Annotated in this window: 15 protein-coding genes; 8 read left to right on the forward strand and 7 right to left on the reverse strand. The window is 73.3% G+C overall.

All coding sequences use genetic code 11. The features are described from left to right. Positions 1–26: 26 nt before the first annotated feature. Both K4B79_RS45805 and K4B79_RS45810 read right to left on the reverse strand, forming a co-directional pair. Positions 27–1241, reverse strand: a complete 1215-nt coding sequence (locus K4B79_RS45805) for an LmeA family phospholipid-binding protein (RefSeq protein ID WP_232033410.1) — start codon at positions 1239–1241, stop codon at positions 27–29. Between the two features lie 77 nt (positions 1242–1318). Then, positions 1319–3142: a bifunctional metallophosphatase/5'-nucleotidase gene (locus tag K4B79_RS45810; protein ID WP_232033411.1), complete on the reverse strand. Its 1824-nt coding sequence runs from the start codon at positions 3140–3142 to the stop codon at positions 1319–1321. Between the two features lie 191 nt (positions 3143–3333). On the opposite strand from K4B79_RS45810, the gene mshD reads away from it, so the two are divergent. Beyond that, positions 3334–4260: a mycothiol synthase gene (gene mshD, locus K4B79_RS45815; protein ID WP_232033412.1), complete on the forward strand. Its 927-nt coding sequence runs from the start codon at positions 3334–3336 to the stop codon at positions 4258–4260. A gap of 579 nt (positions 4261–4839) precedes the next feature. On the opposite strand, the gene K4B79_RS45820 is transcribed toward mshD, so the two are convergent. The 5 genes from K4B79_RS45820 to K4B79_RS45840 all read right to left on the reverse strand — a co-directional run bounded on the left by K4B79_RS45820 (position 4840) and on the right by K4B79_RS45840 (position 9483). Then, complete coding sequence (locus K4B79_RS45820) at positions 4840–5508, reverse strand: ABC transporter (RefSeq protein WP_232033413.1); 669 nt, start codon at positions 5506–5508, stop codon at positions 4840–4842. Positions 5509–5566: 58 nt separating this feature from the next. Continuing rightward, a complete protein-coding gene (locus K4B79_RS45825; protein ID WP_374208593.1) occupies positions 5567–7114 on the reverse strand; it encodes an ABC transporter permease in 1548 nt (515 codons plus the stop codon). Continuing rightward, positions 7111–7971, reverse strand: coding sequence for an ABC transporter ATP-binding protein (locus tag K4B79_RS45830; RefSeq protein WP_232033414.1), 861 nt, complete (start codon positions 7969–7971; stop codon positions 7111–7113). Before K4B79_RS45830 ends, K4B79_RS45825 begins: the two co-directional genes overlap by 4 nt. After that, entirely contained in the window at positions 7968–8804 is an 837-nt protein-coding gene (locus tag K4B79_RS45835; RefSeq protein ID WP_232033415.1) for a zf-HC2 domain-containing protein, read from the reverse strand. Before K4B79_RS45835 ends, K4B79_RS45830 begins: the two co-directional genes overlap by 4 nt. A gap of 136 nt (positions 8805–8940) precedes the next feature. Then, positions 8941–9483 (reverse strand): RNA polymerase sigma factor, encoded by a 543-nt coding sequence (locus tag K4B79_RS45840; protein ID WP_067435337.1) that lies wholly within the window; start codon positions 9481–9483, stop codon positions 8941–8943. Between the two features lie 111 nt (positions 9484–9594). Between K4B79_RS45840 and K4B79_RS45845 the strand changes: the two genes are divergently transcribed. The 7 genes from K4B79_RS45845 to K4B79_RS45875 all read left to right on the forward strand — a co-directional run bounded on the left by K4B79_RS45845 (position 9595) and on the right by K4B79_RS45875 (position 17506). Further along, positions 9595–10035 carry a GntR family transcriptional regulator gene (locus tag K4B79_RS45845; protein ID WP_232033416.1) on the forward strand — a complete coding sequence of 147 codons (441 nt, stop codon included), beginning with the start codon at positions 9595–9597 and terminating at the stop codon, positions 10033–10035. Next, the gene (locus K4B79_RS45850; protein ID WP_232033417.1) at positions 10032–10922 is read left to right on the forward strand and encodes an ABC transporter ATP-binding protein; all 891 of its coding nucleotides are present in this window, start codon (positions 10032–10034) and stop codon (positions 10920–10922) included. The genes K4B79_RS45845 and K4B79_RS45850 overlap by 4 nt, the downstream gene beginning before the upstream one ends. After that, complete coding sequence (locus K4B79_RS45855) at positions 10919–11968, forward strand: ABC transporter permease (protein WP_232033418.1); 1050 nt, start codon at positions 10919–10921, stop codon at positions 11966–11968. Before K4B79_RS45850 ends, K4B79_RS45855 begins: the two co-directional genes overlap by 4 nt. Next, positions 11965–12939 carry a hypothetical protein gene (locus tag K4B79_RS45860; protein ID WP_232033419.1) on the forward strand — a complete coding sequence of 325 codons (975 nt, stop codon included), beginning with the start codon at positions 11965–11967 and terminating at the stop codon, positions 12937–12939. The genes K4B79_RS45855 and K4B79_RS45860 overlap by 4 nt, the downstream gene beginning before the upstream one ends. Next, positions 12936–13829: a hypothetical protein gene (locus K4B79_RS45865; protein WP_232033420.1), complete on the forward strand. Its 894-nt coding sequence runs from the start codon at positions 12936–12938 to the stop codon at positions 13827–13829. Before K4B79_RS45860 ends, K4B79_RS45865 begins: the two co-directional genes overlap by 4 nt. A 313-nt stretch (positions 13830–14142) precedes the next feature. After that, positions 14143–16374, forward strand: coding sequence for an RNA degradosome polyphosphate kinase (locus tag K4B79_RS45870; RefSeq protein ID WP_232033421.1), 2232 nt, complete (start codon positions 14143–14145; stop codon positions 16372–16374). Then, entirely contained in the window at positions 16355–17506 is a 1152-nt protein-coding gene (locus tag K4B79_RS45875) for a CHAD domain-containing protein (RefSeq protein WP_232033422.1), read from the forward strand. The genes K4B79_RS45870 and K4B79_RS45875 overlap by 20 nt, the downstream gene beginning before the upstream one ends. The last annotated feature ends 35 nt before the right edge of the window (positions 17507–17541 follow it).

A 17541-nucleotide genomic window follows, 5' to 3' on the forward strand; every position in this document is an offset into this window, starting at 1 on the left:
AATTCCCTCGGGAATGAACACAGAATTTATGAGCCGACGGCCAGGTCCGAGCCCGCGATCCGCACCCGGATGCCGTCCTGTTCCACGCGTACGTCCCGCAGTCGCAGGTCCCCGCGTTCCGGCTCGGGCAGCCGGAAGCCGAGGGAGAGCCGGTCGGCGAGGACCGGGCGGGTCAGCCGGGGCAGGGCGTCGAGGAGGGCGGGGTCGAAGCCGAGGCGCTGGAGCAACTCGGGGTTCTCCAGGGCGAGATCGACGAGGTTGAGGCCCATGGCCTGGCGGATGAAGTCGGGGCGGCCGGTCAGCCGGGACAGGGCCGCCTCGGAGGTCAGCGCGTCGCGCACGGTGGCGTCGGGCACGCCCAGCGCCCGCACCACCGACGGGACCGCCAGCAACGCCCTCGCCTTCTGGGTCTCACGGGTCAGCGCGGCGGCGGACTCTCGGGTGAGATGCAGTCCCTCGGAGGCACCGCTGCCCGGCCGGTAGGTCGCCAGGTCCCCGATGTCCAGGCGCATGCCGCCGACCTCGGTGTCGATGCCCCGGTCGCCGTCCCGCCGGATGCGCGCGTCGGCCCGCAGCCGCAGATCGTGCCCGGCAACCGGCAGGGTGCCGCGGGCCAGGATCCGGTCCCGGCCGTCCCCGCTGAACGTGACCTGGGAGGCGCCGAGTTCACGGTTCAGATCGTCGAAGGAGAGCAGTACGTCGCCGTCGACGCCGTGAATGTCCGCTCCCCGTATGTCGGTCAGGCCGTCCCCGGCCAGCCGTACGTCGTGGGCGGTGGCCGAGACCCGGGCCAGCGAGATCCGGTCGGCGGCGACGTCCGGGACGGTGACCCGCACCGAGTCCAGCCGCTTGTCGGCGACTTGGGTGAGGAAGGGGAAGCCGCCGATCTCCACCTCGGGCGCGGCGCTCAGCCTCAGCCGGTCCTCCAGCGCGTCCGCGGCGCGGTGCTCGGCGTAGAGCACGGCCCAGCGGTCGGCGAGAACGAGGAAGGCGGTCAGGGCCACGAGGCCGCAGACCGCCTTCAGCGCGAACGGGAGCCGGCCGAACCGACCCCGCCCCCGCCGCCGACGGCCACTGCGGCCGTGGTGGGGCGGGGACCAGGCGTCACCCTCGTCCTCGGGCTCCCGCCGGGGGAAATCCTCCGGCGGCCCGTCGTCGAGGGCGCCCAACTCTTCGTACGGATTCAACCCTTCGTACGGGTTCGTACTGTCCTGCGTCGGTATGTGGTGGGGGGAACGCATCGGTCCATCCGACCATGCGCGTGCCCCCCACCCGCAACCTCAACCGCAGGTATGCGACTCAGCTCACGATCTACTGACTACTGAACGACCGTGATCCGGTTCGTCGTCGGCGGCTCGATCGGGTCGGACGCCGAGGAGTTGGCCGTCAGGTACTGCTCCAGAGCGGTCAAGTCGTCCGTGCCGACCAGGTCGTTGGTGCCCTGGCCCAGCGTGGTGATGCCGTCGCCGCCGCCCGCGAGGAAGCTGTTGGTCGCGACGCGGTAGGTGGCCGCCGGGTCGATGGCGGTGCCGTTGAGCTTGACGGTGTCGACGACGATCCGGTCCGCACCGGTCTTCGTCAGGTCGAGCGTGTAGGTCAGGCCCTGGGACGGCAGCAGGATCTTCGGGGCGGCCGCGTTGGAGCCGCTGACCTGCTCCTGGAGGATCTTGATCAGCTGGGCGCCGGTGAAGTCCTGGAGGTTGACCGTGTTGGAGAACGGCTGGACGGTGAAGCCCTCGGCGTAGGTCACCACGCCGTCGCCCTCCGCCCCCTTGGCCGCGTAGGTCAGACCGGCCCGGACACCGCCGGGGTTCATCAGCGCGAGGTCGGTCTCGGGGTCCAGCTGCCTGCCGTACGCCAGTTGCGCGTCCGCGATGAGGTCGCCCATCGGGGACTCGGTGCCGGCGTTCGGGATGTCGGCGGAGATGTGGCCGATCGGGCGGTTGCCGATGGGCGCCGCGAGGGTGTTCCACTTGCCGATCAGCTCGGTCATGTCCGTCGCCTTGGGGACGGTCCGGGTGACCACGTGGTTCGCGGACTTCACCGAGGTACGGGCGATGTCGCCGGTCCAGCGGTCGTAGGTCAGCGTGGTGTCCGTGTAGAGGCGGCCGAAGGACGCGGCCGAGGTGACCATGCGGGGCTTGCCCGACGGGTCCGGGATCGTGCAGACGTACGCGGCGTGCGTGTGGCCGGTGACCAGCGCGTCCACGGACGGCGTGATGTTCTTGGCGATGTCGACGATCGGGCCGGAGATGCCGTCACCGGCGCCGGGCGCGTCACAGTCGTAGTTGTACGCCGTCGAGGCCGGGGACCCGCCCTCGTGTATGAGGGCCACGATCGACTTCACGCCCTGCGCCTGGAGCACGCGGGCGTACTTGTTGATCGTCTCGACCTCGTCCTTGAACTTCAGGCCCTTGACGCCCTCGGCGGAGACGACCCCCGGGGTGTCCTCCAGGGTCACGCCGATGAAGCCGACCTTGACGTCCTTCTTCTTCCACACCCAGTACGGCTTGAGGATCGGCCTGCCGGTCTTCTCGTCCAGGACGTTCGCCGCGAGGTAGGGGAAGTCGGCGCCCTCGAACTCCTCGTCGGTGTAGCAGCCGGCGGTGGGGTGGCAGCCGCCGTTCTGGAGGCGGGCCAGCTCCTTGGCGCCCTCGTCGAACTCGTGGTTGCCGACGCTGGTGACATCCAGGTCGAGCTTGTTCAGCGCCTCGATGGTGGGCTCGTCGTGGAAGAGGCCCGAGATCAGCGGGGAGGCGCCGACCATGTCGCCGCCGGCCGCGGTGATGGAGTACTTCTGGCCGTCGCGCGCGTTGCGCAGGTGCGTGGCGAGGTACTCGACACCACCGGCGTCGATCGTCTTGGTAGTGCCGTCCTCCTGGTGCTCGGTGACCCGGCCGGAGGAGCCGGACGGGGGCTCCAGGTTGCCGTGCAGGTCGTTGAAGGACAGCAGCTGGACGTCCTGGTAACGGCTCGACCCGTGGCCGGGCTTGCCCTTGCTCGGGCCCGCGGTCGCGGTCCCCGGCAGCGCCGCGGCGAGCGCGCCGACGGTGGCGAGACCGGCGGCGGCCGCGACGAGTCGGTACGTACGGCGTCTGCGGCGCACCGACTCCGGCTGGTGCGGCTGGGATATGGCTGGCATACGCCCCCCTGTGCTTCTGCTGGTTCTGGTGATCCCGGCGATCCAGGTGACCCCGGTGATCCCGGTGAGGACTGGCCCCCGTCCCGGCGCAGCCTAGAGTCAACGCGCGTAGCGCGACAGAGGTTTGCTGGTTACATCCTGGTTGCTTCTTTGCCGCCACTTTGCCCGGACCTCCCCTTACCCTCGTACGCATGACCAGCGACGACACGGCAGGGCCCGCCATCTCCCGCTCGATCGAGACCCACTCCGCGCTCTCCCCGGACCGGACCGAGGCCGTGCTCGGACTGCTCGCGGCAGCCGCCGACAACGACGGCCAGCAGGCGGTGTCGGAACAGGGACGCCTCCAGTTGCGCGGCGGCGCCCGCGAGGGCGTGTCCCATTTGCTCCTGTACGTGGGTGCCGAACTCGTCGGCTACGCCCAGCTGGAGGACACCGACCCCGTGGAGGCCCCGGCGGCCGAACTGGTCGTCCACCCCTCCCACCGCGGCCACGGCCACGGACGCGCCCTCGGCTCCGCGCTCCTCGCCGCGTCCGGCAAGCGGCTGCGGGTGTGGGCGCACGGCGGTCACTCGGCGGCCCGGCATCTCGCGCAGGTCCTCGGGCTGACCCTGTTCCGCGAACTACGGCAGATGCGGCGCCCGCTGGCCGACCTGAACCTGCCCGACCCGGTCCTCCCCGAGGGCGTGACCGTCCGCACCTTCGTCCCCGGCGCCGACGACGCCGCCTGGCTCGCCGTCAACGCCGCCGCCTTCGCCCACCACCCCGAGCAGGGCTCCCTCGTCCAGCGCGACCTGGACGACCGCATCGCCGAACCCTGGTTCGACCCGGCCGGCTTCTTCCTCGCCTTCCGCGGCGACGACCTCATCGGCTTCCACTGGACCAAGGTCCACGCCACCGAACGCCTCGGCGAGGTCTACGTCCTCGGCGTCCGCCCCGGCGCCCAGGGCGGCGGCCTCGGCAAGGCCCTCACCACGATCGGCCTCCGCCACCTGGCCGCCCAGGGCCTCCCCACCGCGATGCTCTACGTCGACGCCGACAACAAGGCGGCGGTGTCGGTGTACGAGCGGCTGGGCTTCACGACGTACGAGACGGACCTGATGTACCGCACGGAGACGTGACGCTGCGCTGAGCGGGCGAGGCGGGTAGCGGGGCGGCGCCGACCGGGGGCGGGTGCGGGGCGCCGGGCGAGGGCGGGTGTTCGGGGGCCGCTGGCCGGGGCGCGGCGAGGACGGGTGCTCGGCTGCTGGCTGCCGGGTGGCACCGTGGTGGACGCCGGGCCGACAGGCTCGCGTTCGGGCAACCGGTGAACCAAGCGCCGCCGGCGACACGCTGGGCCGAGCCGCCCGAGGGCTGTTGGCCGACCACCGGACGCCCACCACGGGCAGGTTGCCGGGCGCCGCCCCAAGGCGGATGGTCGACCACCCGGCGCCAGCCCGGCACGCTCGCGTCCAGGCACCCCGGCGAACCAAGCGCAGCACGCCAACCTGACGCTGCGCCGAGCCCACCGCCGGACGCCCACCACGGGCTGATGGCCGGGCGCCGACCCAAGGCGAGCGGCCAGCCACCGGACACCACCAAGACCGGGTGGCCAGGCGACGGACGCCGGCCGAAGGCGGATGGTCGGGCGCCGGGCGCCGGGCCCGCGCGCATGGCCGCCGCCGGGCGGGCACCCGGTGCCGGGGCCCTACGCCCCCACCTCACGCGCCCGGTCGGCCGAGCGCCCCCGCCGGCCGGTCGCGGCGCAGCACGCGCCGCCTCCGCAGCGGTTCCGGGCCGCACGCGGCCCACACCAGCACCGCCCCCGCCAGTACCCCCGCCCACCGCTGGTGTGCGGCGTCCCAGCGAGGGTCGTCGACCGGGACGAACAGGTCCCAGTGGAAGGGCAGGAGGAGGGGGGTCAGGCAGGCGGTGGTGAGGACGGCGGCGGCGACGGAGGGGCCGGGTTCCGGCTCGTCGGTGAGGCGTACGGCGAGGGCGGCGGCCGCGAGGGCGAGGGTGACGGTGGCGGCGGCCTCCAGGGTGATGGCACCGAGCGGGGGCCGCGCCTCCTCGGGGACGAGGGCGAGCGCGGCCGTCCACCACAGGGCGGCCACCGGGGCGACCAGCGCGACCCGCAGGCTCGTGCGGAGCCGGCGCGGGGTCGTGACCGGTGTCGTCAGCTCCCGGGCCGGGTCGTCCAGGAGGAAGGCCAGGCCGAGCGCGAAGACGAGCGCGGCGCCCCGCAGCAGGTTGAGCGCCAGCCACGGATCGGGCTCGCCCGACAGCATCCGCGGCAACCCCACGACCAGCAGTCCTACGACCGCCCCCGCGCCCACCGCCCGCCACGGCACCGTCCGCGCCACGGCCCCCACCAGCGCTCCGCTCACTCCCCGCACCGCACCCACCCTTCCTTCACCTCGATCACCGGTCCCGTTCCTCCCCCGTTCACTCCCCCACGCAGTCGTCCGCCTCCTTCGGCGCCTCGACCCCGAGCACCCTGGCCACATCGGCCGTCTTGACGCCGGGCGCGGTGAGTTCGTCCCAGTGGGATTTGACCGCGGACGTGACCTCGGCGCGCGGCCGGGAGGACAGCACCTCCCGGACGACGTCGGTCTGTCCGGCGGACATGGACAGCGGGCTGGTGGGCGACAGGACGATCGCGGAGCCGCTGGTGCTGTCGTCGAGGCGGACGTGCCGGAAGTCGGAGAGCGGGTCGGAGGCGCCGCCCACGGCCAGCCACATGACGGTGACGACACGGCCGTCGCACAGCTCGCCGCCCTTGGCCTCGTCGCCGGCGACCAGCGCGGAGGCGACGGCGGACGCGAACTCGGGGATGCGGTTGCCGCCCCAGCGGGTGCCGACGGTGACCTGGTGAGGGGTCGTGGACGACTCGATGGTGCCGTCGCCGTCCAGGCCGTAGCGCGCCTCCACCCGCTGCCGTACGACAAGCGGCTGTTCGGCGGCGCTTCCTCCGGCGAGGTTCTGGACGCGGTCGACGACACCGGCCCAGGTGCCCGTGCGCACGGTCCACTCGGGGAAGGCGCAGTACTCGGAACGGCCGTGCCGGACGCAGGTCTGGTCCTTCTCCGGGTGGGTGGAGGCCTTCTCCCGAGCCGCCGTCAGCTCCGGCGAGACGCCCTGGCCCTGGCCGACCGCGCCGGTCAGCGTGAGGACGAGCGTGCCGGCGAGGGCCGCCTTCACCGGCCAGGTCCGGCGCCCGCCGTGGCCCGCGAACACCGCGCCGGTGACGAACAGCAGGACGAGACCGACGAGGTAGAGCGCGTGCCAGGCGGCGGGGCGGCCGATCAGGTCGGAGGGCAGGGTCTCGTTGCTGTTCTCACTGACGATCGGCGACAGCCAGCGGCTCCACTCGGCGTCACCGGTGCTCGCCGAGACGAACACGGACACGGCGAAGAGCAGGATCACCAGCACCGGCGCCGCGAACACCGCCGGGAACAGCCGGGCGATGAGCAGTCCCAGGACTCCGCAGAACAGGACGAACAGCGGAGCCACCGCCAGTTCGGCCACCGAGCCGTGCCCCACCGCGCCCGGCCGCAGCGCCTGCCAGGTGAACGCGCCGAGCACGACCAGCGCGGTGCCCACCGCGTACGGCACGACGGACAGGGCGTGGGCCACCGTCCGCCGCCACGGCTCCATGACCAGCACGTCGAAGTGGCGGTCGGTGCCGCGCCGCCGGGAGCGCAGGGCGGCCCGGTTGACGCAGACGAGGAGGGCGATGCCCAGGAGCACGGACGGCCCGCTCTGGGTGGCGCGGTCGACGTCCTGGAGCGCCGGATAGGCGTCCATGCCGTCCTCGGGGAAGAGCAGTCCGTACAGGGTGTAGCCGACGTAGAACACGAGCGTCAGCGCCACCGGGATCTGCAGCAGCAGCTCGCGTGCCTCGAAGCGGGCGAGGGCGAGCACGGCCGCCCGGCCGCGGCGCTTCTCGTCGGTCGCGACGGGCGGGGCCGTCGCCTCCATGACCGCGCTCACGCCGCCACCTCCGCGCCCGCGCCGTCGAGGGTGAGCAGGTAGCCGTCCTCCAGGGTGGGTTCGAGGAGGTCGGCGCCGGGCGGCGGATCGCCGACGTTGCGGAAGGTGCCGGTGCCGGTGCGCCAGCCCGCCTTCGCGCCGGGGGCGCGTTCGGTGCTGCTCCACACCCGGCCGGCGGCCCGCTCGGTCAGCTCGGCCGGGGTGCCGTCGAAGCGGATGGTGCCGGCGGCCATCACCAGGACCCGGTGGCAGAGCATCGCCACGTCCTCGGTCTGGTGGGTGGAGAGCAGGACCGTGCGGCCCTCGCCCGCATGGGCGATCAACTCCCGGAACCGCATGCGCTGTTCGGGGTCGAGACCGACGGTCGGCTCGTCGAGGACGAGGAAGCCGGGGTCGCCGACGAGCGCGGCGGCCAGCGCGACCCGCTGCCGCATACCGCCGGACAGCTTCTTGATGCGCCGGCCGCGGACGTCACCGAGGTCGACCTCCTCCAGCACCCGCCGCACCTCGCGGTGGCGGGCGGTGCGGTCGGTCAGCTCCTTCAGGATCGCCACGTAGTCGACGAACTCGAAGGCCGTGAAGTCCGGGTGGAAGCCGGGGCTCTGGGGCAGATAGCCGAGCGCGCGCCGGACCTCCTGCCGGCCGCGCGAGGTGCTCGGGTCGTGTCCGAGCACGGTGAAGGCGCCCCGGTCGGCGGGCACGGCCGTGGCCAGCACCCTGAGCAGGGTCGTCTTTCCCGCGCCGTTGGGCCCGAGCAGCCCGGTGACGCCCGGGGTCAGCCGTAGCGACACGTCGTCCAGGGCGCGCGTGCCGCCGTAGCGGAGACTGAGCCCGGAGGCGGAGACGGTGGGGATCATTCGGCACTCCAGGTGAAGAGGTCGAAGCGGTCACGGAGCAGGAGGAGCGCGCCGACGGCGAGCGCGGCGACCGCCGCGGCCACGCCCTGTCCGGCCGCGGTGAACGGGGCGAGCGGATCGCTGTCGGTGGCACGCTCGGCGTGCGCGACCAGCAGCAGCGCGATCCAGGCGCCGCCGACCAGCGAGGGCGCCAGCACCGGGCCCAGCCGGGCGGTGAGCGCCAGGCCGGTCGCGGTGAGCGCGAGCGCGGGCAGCAGCCAGGCCAGCGCCCGCAGGCCGTAGCCGGGCAGGGCCAGCGTGGCGAGCCCGTTGAGGCCGAGCCCGGTGGCCAGCACGGCGAGCGTGCGGATCATCAGCAGCCGGAAGCCGTGCATCGGCGCCACGACGGCCATCTCGTACGTCGGGTCCAGCGCGGGTCCGTACGACAGCGCCACCCCGGCCAGCGGCAGCAGCGGCGCGAGCGCGAGGAACAGCGTCGGCGTGCTGGTCTCCGGTACGGCGTTGGCCACCGCGACGGTCATGACCAGCAGGGCGACGACAGCGCCCAGCCAGGAGCCGCGCAGTACCGGGGTCGCCGCGAGCAGCCGCGCGATGTGGTCGGGGACCCCGCACCGCACCAGCAGCGACTCCAGCACTCCCAGCCGGGGGGCGTCGAGTTCGGCGTCCAGCCGCTCCCAGCCGGCGTCCAGGGCGACGGGGTCGCTCACGTCCGCCAGCACCCCCCGGCACCGCCCGCACGCGGCGAGATGTGTGTCGGCGGACCACAGCATCGGCGCCGCCAACTCGCCCCGCGCATAGGCCCGCAGGTCCTGTTCGTCCACGTGCCAGGTCATGCCGGCACCTCCCACGGTCGTACGGATGTGCCGGGTGTGCCGGATGTGCCGGATGTGCCGGGTGTGCTGATACCGGAGCCGACGCCCGGCCGTTCGTCGCCGCTCATGCCGGCGCCTCGCTCATGCCAGGTCTCGCTCATGCCAGCGCCTCCCGCAGTTGCTTGCGGGCCCGCATCGCCCGTGTCTTGACCGTGCCCGGCGGGATGCCGAGCAGGACGGCGGCCTCCCGGGTGGTCAGGCCGTCGATGACGGTGGCCTGCAGGACCGCCCGCAGTTCCGGCGACAACCGGACGAGGGCGCCCGCGAGGTCTCCGTGCTCCACCCCCGCGAGCACGCGTTCCTCCGCGGACGCCTCGTCCCGGTGCCGCAGCCGGGCCAGCGCCTGCCGGAGCCGGCCCCGCGCCCCGTCGCCGCGCAGCGCGTCGATCAGCCGCCGCGACCCGATCCGCCACAGCCACCCGGCCACATCCCCCTCCTCCCGGTAGCGGGCGGTCCCCCGCCACACCGCGAGAAAGGTCTCCTGTACGACGTCGTCGACCACCGAGGCATCCGCGCACCGCCCACGCAGCCGTGCCGTGAGCCACGGCGCGAACCGCCGGTACAGCTCCTCGAAGGCGCGCCGGTCCCCGTCCGCCGCGATGGCCCGCAGCAGCTCCCCGTCGCTTCTCGTTTCGCTCACGTCTCCTCATCGCACGAGCCGGTTCGATCGGTTCACGAAAACACGGCTTGACTTTCCAGACCCACTTCCACCACCCTTTCACTACTCAATTAGTGAAAGGGTGGTTGTCGAGTGGTCGAGTACCGCATCGACCGGCACAGCGGCGTGGCCACCTACGTCCAGATCGTCCAGCAGACCAAGCAGGCGCTCCGGCTGGGCCACCTCGAACCGGGAGACAGGTTGCCCACGGCACGTGAGGTCGTCGAGGCGACGGCCATCAATCCGAACACCGTGTTGAAGGCGTACCGCGAGCTGGAACGCGAGGGGCTGGTGGAGGCCCGGCGAGGGCTCGGCACGTTCGTGCGGCGCTCGCTGGGCGCCGCCCCGGCGGACTCGCCCCTGCGGGGAGAGCTGGACGCGTGGGCCGAACGGGCCCGGACCTCCGGGCTGGACCGCGACGACGTGGCCGCACTGTTCACCGCCGTACTGGAAACGCATTTCGCGGCGCGACCCGCCAAGAAGAGCCAGGTCGACAAGACCCAGGCCGAGAAGATTCAGGGAGACCGCTCATGACCGAGACGGCGTTGGAGGCCACCGCGCTGGGCAAGCGCTTCGGCCGCAAGGGCGGCTGGGCCCTGCGGGACTGCGCCTTCCGGCTCCCCGCGGGCCGCGTCTGTGCCGTCGTCGGCCCCAACGGGGCGGGCAAGTCCACGCTGCTCGCCCTCGCGGCCGGGTTGCTCGCCCCCACCGAGGGCACGGTCACCGTCCTCGGCACCCACCCGGGCCAGGCGCGCCCACGGGTCGGTTTCGTGGCCCAGGACAAGCCGCTCTACCACCAGCTGAGCATCGCCGAGATGCTCCGGGTGGGCGCCGACCTCAACCCCGGCCGCTGGGACGCGGCGACCGCCGAGCGGATCGTGGCCGGCGGCGACCTGGACCCGAGGAAGCGGATCCGCGCGCTCTCCGGCGGTCAGCGCACCCGCGTGGCGCTCGCCCTCGCGCTGGGCAAGCGGCCCGAACTGCTGCTCCTGGACGAGCCGATGGCCGACCTCGACCCGCTGGCCCGGCACGAGCTGATGGGCGTACTGATGGCGCAGACCGCCGAGTACGGCACCACGATCGTGATGTCCTCGCACGTGGTCGCCGAGTTGGAGGACTCCTGCGACCACCTGCTGCTGGTCGGCGACGGCCGGATCCGGCTGTCCGGCGAGCTCGACGAACTCCTCGCCGCGCACACCCGCGTCTCCGTGCCCGCCGAAACCGACCTCGCCCCGCACACCGTCGTCGAGTCCCGCGGCACCGGCCGCCAGGTCAGCGCGCTGATCCGCCCGGCGGGCCCGCTCCCGGGCGACTGGCGTACGACCGCGCCCTCCCTGGAGGAGCTGGTCCTCTCCCATCTGCGCAGCCCCGAGGCTCCGGCGCTCACGCCGGCGGCCAGGACCGAGGAGCTCCCCGCATGAGCGCCCCCACAGCCCCCGCGGCCCCTACGACACCTCCCGCGCCCGAAGCGCCCACGACAGCCACGGCCTCCGCGCCGCACCTGGTGAAGTGGCTGACCCGGCTGCACCGGCCCGCCCTGACCGTGTGGACGGTCCTCGTCCTGGTCCTCGCCGCCGCGCTGCTGTGGCTGTGGGGCCCGCTCACCGAGGGCTCGGCGCGGGCCTGGGAGCACTACGCCACCTGCACGGCCGACCCGTGCCACTACAACCAGTACGCGATCCTGCTCTACAAGGACGTCTACCAGTACACGACCCTCGCCGTCCTCGTGGTGCCGTTCCTGGTCGCCGCCTGGGCGGGCGGCTCCCTGATCGGCCGCGAGATGGAGAGCGGCACTGCCCGCCTGGCCTGGACGCAGGGGATCTCCCCCACCCGCTGGCTGGCCGCCAAACTCGCCGTCCCGACGGTGCTGGTCACCGTCGGCACCGGCGCGCTGGTCCTGCTGCACCACGCGATGTGGTCGGCGGGCGACGGCCGGATCGACACCGCCAAGCCCTGGTACAGCTTCGAGACCTTCTACGCGGGCGGTACCGTGCCCGTCGCCCTGGCCCTCGCGGGTCTGGCGGCCGGCGCCCTGATCGGCCTGGTGCAGGGCCGCTCCCTGGCCGCGCTGGGCGGTGGCCTGGGCGTGACCGGCCTGCTGTGGTTCGGCGTCCATATGGCGCTGCCCCACCTGTGGCCCACCACGACGCGGGTCACCAGCCTCCAGGACGGGGTGAAGGGCTCCGGCATCGGCGTCCGGACAGGCGTGCTGACCGCCTCCGGTGCCCGCGTCGGCGACCAGGGGTGCGGGCGCGGCGACAGCCCCGAGTGCCGTGCCGCCTTCGACCGCGTGGACGCCGTCGGCTACTACACCGAGTACCACCCCCGGTCCCACTTCTGGCCCCTCCAGCTCATGGCGAGCGGCCTCCTGCTCGTCGTCACCGCGCTGCTGGTCCTCGCCGCCTTCCGGGTTCTGCACCGCCGGACGACCGCGTCCGCACCCGCCCGTGCGGAGGCCGCCGTATGAGCGCCCCCGCCCTGCGCGGGCTGCCCCGCACGGTGCTGCGGCTGCACCGGACCTCGCTGATCGTGTGGGCCCTGTTCGTGCTGCTCGCGATCGCCGCGCTGGTGTGGACGGTCGAGGTCACCGCGGACGGCGCGCTGCGGGAGCAGGACTACTGCGCCCGCCACGACCGCTGCAGCATCCTGACCACGATGGCCTACAGCAACCGCATCCGCCTGGTCGGCACCTTCGCCTGCTACAGCTTCCTGGCCGTCGCCGCCTTCGCCGGCGGCGCCCTGATCGGCCGCGAACTGGACAACGGCACGGCCCGGCTGGCCTGGACGCAAGGGATCTCCCCGGCCCGCTGGCTGGCCGCCAAGCTCACCGTGCCCGCGGTGGCCCTGGTGCTCGGCGGCACCGTCCTGATCCTGGCCTTCCGCTGGGGCTGGGGGGCGCACCGGAGCCTGATGGACGACGACTGGTCCTTCGACAACGTCTTCGTCGCCCGCGGCCCCGCCCTGATCGCGTACGCCCTGTGCGCCCTCGCGATCGGCGCGCTCACCGCGCTCGTCCTGCGCCGCGGTCTGCCCGCGCTCGGCGTGTCCTTCGCCGTGATGGTGGTGCTCCATCTCGTCCTGGTGGCCGGCCGCACCTCCCTGTGGCCGGCGGTCACGCTGACCTCCCCGAACTGGATCGACCCGCCCGGCGGGGTCTGGCAGGTGGAGAACGGCACCCTCCTCGGCGGGCGCCGCGTGGAGGGCGTGGACTTCTCACTGTGCGACGGCCGCCCGCCGTCCCAGACCACCGCCTGTCTCCGCGAGCACGGCGTCACCGGCTACTACGCCGTCTACCACCCGCAGTCCCACTACTGGCCCCTGCACCTGGTGGAGACCGGCATCCTCCTGGCCGTGGCCGCCGTCGCCGTCCTCGTCGCCTTCCGCGTCCTCGGCCGGGTCACCGGCGGCGCGCACCCTCGCAAGGAGGCCGCCGTATGACCGCCCTCGCCGTGCCCGTCCCGGCCGGCGGTACGCCGTCCGGGACGGGCGGGACGGGCCGTGCCGTCCGGCGCCCGCACCGCGTGGCGCTGGTGGTGTGGGGCCTCGCCGTGACCGCCGCCGCGGTGTACCTGGTGTGGCTGCACTCCTTGGCCGACGAGGCCCGCGGAGGCACGAGCGCCTGTGCCGTCCCGCCCGCCGACGGTCTGCCCTCCTGCGCCTCGGTCGCCGCGATCACCGCCGACGACGTGTACGGCGGCGGCATCTCCCTGGTCGCCGGTGCCCTGGCCCACCTGGTCCTCCCGGTGGCCGCCTGGGCGGGCGCCGCGCTCGTCGCCCGCGAGCTGGAGACCGGCACCGCCCACTTCGCCTGGACCCAGGGCGTGTCACCGACGCGCTGGCTGGCCGCCAGGCTCGCCGTCCCGGCCGCCCTGCTCACCGCGGGCACCGGCACCCTCGTCCTGCTGCATGTGTGGGCCCGCGGGGACGGCGACCCGAACCTGGTCGGGGACTGGTACCACCCCGACGTCTTCATCGCCACGGGACCGGCCTGTGTCGCGTACGCCCTGGCGGCCCTCGCCCTCGGCGCGCTCATCGGCCTCCTGGTCCGGCGCACGCTGCCCGCCGCCGGACTGACCTTTGCCGCCTGCCTCGTCCTCCACAACGTCATGACCCGTTTCCGCGAGGACCTGTGGCCCACCGTCACCCGCACCGGCGGGGGCGAGCTGCCGCGCTCGGCGTTCACCGTCGCGTGGTCCGAGCGGTCCACGGCCTTCCATCCCCGGTCGCACTACTGGCCCCTCCAGTTCATGGAGACCGGCCTGCTGCTCACGGTGACGGCCGTGGCGACGACCGCCGCCTTCCGGCTGCTGCGGCGCCGTACCGCCTGAAAGGGCGCATGCCGCCCGTACCGGGAGGCCGCGGGACCCCGTACGTCCCTCCACGGGGGGAGGGACGTACGGTTGCGGCATATTCCGGTGGACGTGGACGCCCGCGAGCCGCTCCCCGATATCCCACACGCCATGTCTCCGTAACCGTCGGTTCAGACGGACTTGCGAGGCTCGGCGAATGAAGCCCGCCGTGCCAGAGCCTTCGCCTCCCCCCGAGGGAACCGCGGGGAACGGGGACGCGCGCGACGTCGCCGCGCTCCCGCCCGCGCAGTCCGACGCGCCCGTTTCGCTCCTGACGCGGAAGAATGGCTCCATGAGCCAGCCCAGCACCCAGGCACAGGTCCAGCACGCCCAGCCCTCCGTGGGCTCCATAGCCGCGCACCGGCCGCACACGGTGTCGGCCACCGTCTCCGATCTCGAACCCGACCTCGACGCCGATCTCGACGCGTACGAGGAGGCGCCGTTCGACGGTCCCCAGCTCCCGCAGGGTCGTTTCCTCGACCGGGAGCGCAGCTGGCTGGCGTTCAACGAGCGGGTCCTCGAACTCGCCGAGGACCCCAACACCCCGCTGCTGGAGCGCGCCAACTTCCTGGCGATCTTCGCCAGCAACCTGGACGAGTTCTTCATGGTCCGGGTGGCCGGCCTGAAGCGCCGTATCGCCACCGGTGTCGCCACCCGGTCCGCGTCCGGCCTCCAGCCGCGCGAGGTGCTGGAGATGATCTGGGCCCGCTCCCGCGAGCTGATGGCCCGGCACTCCGCCTGCTACCACGAGGACGTCGCCCCCGCCCTGGCGGAGGAGGGCATCCACCTGGTCCGCTGGAACGAGCTCCAGGAGAAGGAACAGGCCCGCCTGTTCACCCTCTTCCGGCACCAGATCTTCCCCGTGCTGACCCCGCTGGCGGTCGACCCGGCGCACCCCTTCCCGTACATCTCGGGTCTCTCGCTGAACCTCGCGGTCGTCGTCCGCAACCCCGTCACCGGCCACCGCCACTTCGCCCGCGTCAAGGTGCCGCCGCTGCTCTCCCGCTTCCTGGAGAGCTCCCCGGGCCGCTACGTCCCCATCGAGGACGTCATCGCCGCCCATCTGGAGGAGCTGTTCCCGGGCATGGAGGTGCTGGAGCACCACGCCTTCCGGCTCACCCGCAACGAGGACCTGGAGGTCGAGGAGGACGACGCCGAGAACCTCCTCCAGGCCCTGGAGCGGGAGCTCATGCGGCGCCGCTTCGGACCGCCGGTGCGCCTGGAGGTCGAGGAGTCCATCGACCGCGAGGTGCTGGACCTCCTCGTCCGCGAGCTGAAGATCAGCGAGGCCGAGGTGTACCCGCTGCCGGGCCCCCTGGACCTCACCGGCCTGTTCCGCGTGGCCTCCCTGGACCGTCCCGAGCTGAAGTACCGCAAGTTCATCGCGGGCGTCCACCGCGACCTCGCCGAGGTCGAGACGGCCTCCGAGCCCGACATCTTCGCCGCCCTGCGCACCCGGGACGTGCTGCTGCACCACCCCTACGACTCGTTCTCCACCTCCGTGCAGGCCTTCCTCCAGCAGGCGGCCGAGGACCCGGACGTCCTCGCCATCAAGCAGACCCTGTACCGGACCTCCGGCGACTCCCCGATCGTCGACGCGCTGATCGACGCCGCCGAGTCCGGCAAGCAGGTCCTCGTCCTGGTCGAGATCAAGGCCCGCTTCGACGAGCACGCCAACATCAAGTGGGCGCGCAAGCTGGAGGAGGCCGGCTGCCACGTGGTCTACGGCCTGGTCGGCCTGAAGACCCACTGCAAGCTGTCCCTGGTGGTCCGCCAGGAGGGCGACACGCTCCGGCGCTACTGCCACGTCGGCACCGGCAACTACCACCCGAAGACGGCCCGGCTCTACGAGGACCTCGGCCTGCTCACCGCCGACCCGCAGGTGGGCGCGGACCTCTCCGACCTCTTCAACCGCCTGTCGGGCTACTCGCGCCGCGAGACCTACCGCCGGCTCCTGGTCGCCCCCAAGTCCCTGCGGGACGGCCTGATCGCACGGATCAACAAGGAGGTCCAGCACCACCGTGCCGGACGTCCCGCGTTCGTGCGCATCAAGGTCAACTCGATGGTCGACGAGGCGATCATCGACGCGCTCTACCGCGCGTCCCAGGCGGGCGTGCCCTGTGACGTCTGGGTGCGCGGCATCTGCGCGGTCCGCCCCGGCGTCACCGGCCTGTCGGAGAACATCCGGGTCCGCTCGATCCTCGGCCGCTTCCTCGAACACTCCCGGGTCTTCGGCTTCGGCAACGGCGGCGAACCCGAGGTGTGGATCGGCAGCGCCGACATGATGCACCGCAACCTCGACCGCCGTATCGAGGCGCTGGTCCGGGTCACCGACCCGGCCCACCGGGCGGCCCTCAACCGGCTCCTGGAGACCGGTATGTCGGACACCACCGCGTCCTGGCACCTCGGCCCGGACGGCGAGTGGACCCGGCACGCGACCGACGCGGACGGTCAGCCCCTGCGCAACATCCAGGAGATGCTCATAGACGCCCGGAGGCGCCGGCGTGGCACAGCAACACCTTGAACCGACGGAACCGCTCCTGGCCGGGCCGGTGACCGGGGACGCCCTCGCGGGCTACCTGCGGGCCCAGGCCACGGAGTTCCTCCGCGCCCTGCGGCTGCACCGCGAATCCGGCGGTACGACGGCCGCGGGGCCCGGCGCCGGGCCGGACGCGGAGGACCCCGTCGACGCGGCCCGCGCCCTGCGCCGCTCCCTCCGCCGCATCAGCGCCAGCCTCCACACCTTCCGCCCCCTCCTCGACGCCGACTGGTCCGAGTCCCTGCGCCCCGAACTCGCCTGGCTCTCCGGCACGCTGGGCATGGAGCACGCGTACGAGTCCCGGCTGGAGCGGCTGCTGCTGGCGCTGCACCGGCTGTCGGGGGCGGTGTTCCCGAGCCAGACGGTTGGCACTGGGGCGGCCGCATCTGCCGCTGGCGTAGCTGCGGGCAGTCGTGCCGCTGGGGCGGCGCCCGACCCAAAGCGAGCGGCACAGCAAAGCGCCGGTTCCCCCTCCCACCCCGCAGCCCCGGACCGCGGCAACCTCACAGTAGGCGCCGCCAAAGCAGGCGCCCTCCTGGACCGCCAGCTGACACTGGCCCGCACCCGAGCCCACAGCACAGCCCTCCAGGCCCTGGGATCAAGCCGCTTCCACGCGGTAGCCGACTGCATCGCCGTACTGGCCAGCGAGGTCCCCCTGACCCAGACCGCCCCCACCACGGACCTCCACCCCCTCGCCACGGCCGCCGAGGAACGCCTCACGGACGCCGTCACCGCCCTCCCCCTCGTCACCGCCGGCCACCCCTACAACGCGGAGGCCCTGATCCACGGCCTCTCCCCCGACCCGGCCCCGCACCCCCAGGACGCCCCCTGGCACCAGGTCCGGCTGCTGCTCCGCCTGCACCGCTACGCCCGCGAGGTCCTCCAGGGCACCGGCGCCCCCGTCGACGTACGACTGCTCGACGCGGGCCAGGCCCTGGACCGGCACCGGGACGCCTCGGAGGCGGCGGCCGCCGCGGCCCAGGCGGCGCGCACCCCCCGGATCGCCCCCGCGACGGCCTACGCCCTCGGCGTCCTGCACGCCGACCAGCGGCACGAGGTGGAGGCGGCCCGCTTCGCCTTCCAGCAGTCGTGGCAGAAACAGCCGGTCAACACCTGAGGCCGGTCAGCGTCTGAGGCCGGCCCCACCTGAGG

Origin of the sequence: Streptomyces lincolnensis (genome assembly GCF_021173675.1) — a bacterium.
GTDB lineage: Bacteria > Actinomycetota > Actinomycetes > Streptomycetales > Streptomycetaceae > Streptomyces > Streptomyces lincolnensis_B.

Excerpts from the sequence above, each read along its gene's own strand:
- K4B79_RS45810 (WP_232033411.1), bottom strand. The coding sequence starts at position 3,142 with ATGCCAGCCATATCCCAGCCGCACCAGCCGGAGTCGGTGCGCCGCAGA.
- K4B79_RS45805 (WP_232033410.1), bottom strand. The coding sequence starts at position 1,241 with ATGCGTTCCCCCCACCACATACCGACGCAGGACAGTACGAACCCGTAC.
- K4B79_RS45855 (WP_232033418.1), top strand. The coding sequence starts at position 10,919 with ATGAGCGCCCCCACAGCCCCCGCGGCCCCTACGACACCTCCCGCGCCC.
- K4B79_RS45870 (WP_232033421.1), top strand. The coding sequence starts at position 14,143 with ATGAGCCAGCCCAGCACCCAGGCACAGGTCCAGCACGCCCAGCCCTCC.
- K4B79_RS45860 (WP_232033419.1), top strand. The coding sequence starts at position 11,965 with ATGAGCGCCCCCGCCCTGCGCGGGCTGCCCCGCACGGTGCTGCGGCTG.
- K4B79_RS45865 (WP_232033420.1), top strand. The coding sequence starts at position 12,936 with ATGACCGCCCTCGCCGTGCCCGTCCCGGCCGGCGGTACGCCGTCCGGG.
- K4B79_RS45850 (WP_232033417.1), top strand. The coding sequence starts at position 10,032 with ATGACCGAGACGGCGTTGGAGGCCACCGCGCTGGGCAAGCGCTTCGGC.
- K4B79_RS45830 (WP_232033414.1), bottom strand. The coding sequence starts at position 7,971 with ATGATCCCCACCGTCTCCGCCTCCGGGCTCAGTCTCCGCTACGGCGGC.
- K4B79_RS45835 (WP_232033415.1), bottom strand. The coding sequence starts at position 8,804 with ATGACCTGGCACGTGGACGAACAGGACCTGCGGGCCTATGCGCGGGGC.
- mshD (WP_232033412.1), top strand. The coding sequence starts at position 3,334 with ATGACCAGCGACGACACGGCAGGGCCCGCCATCTCCCGCTCGATCGAG.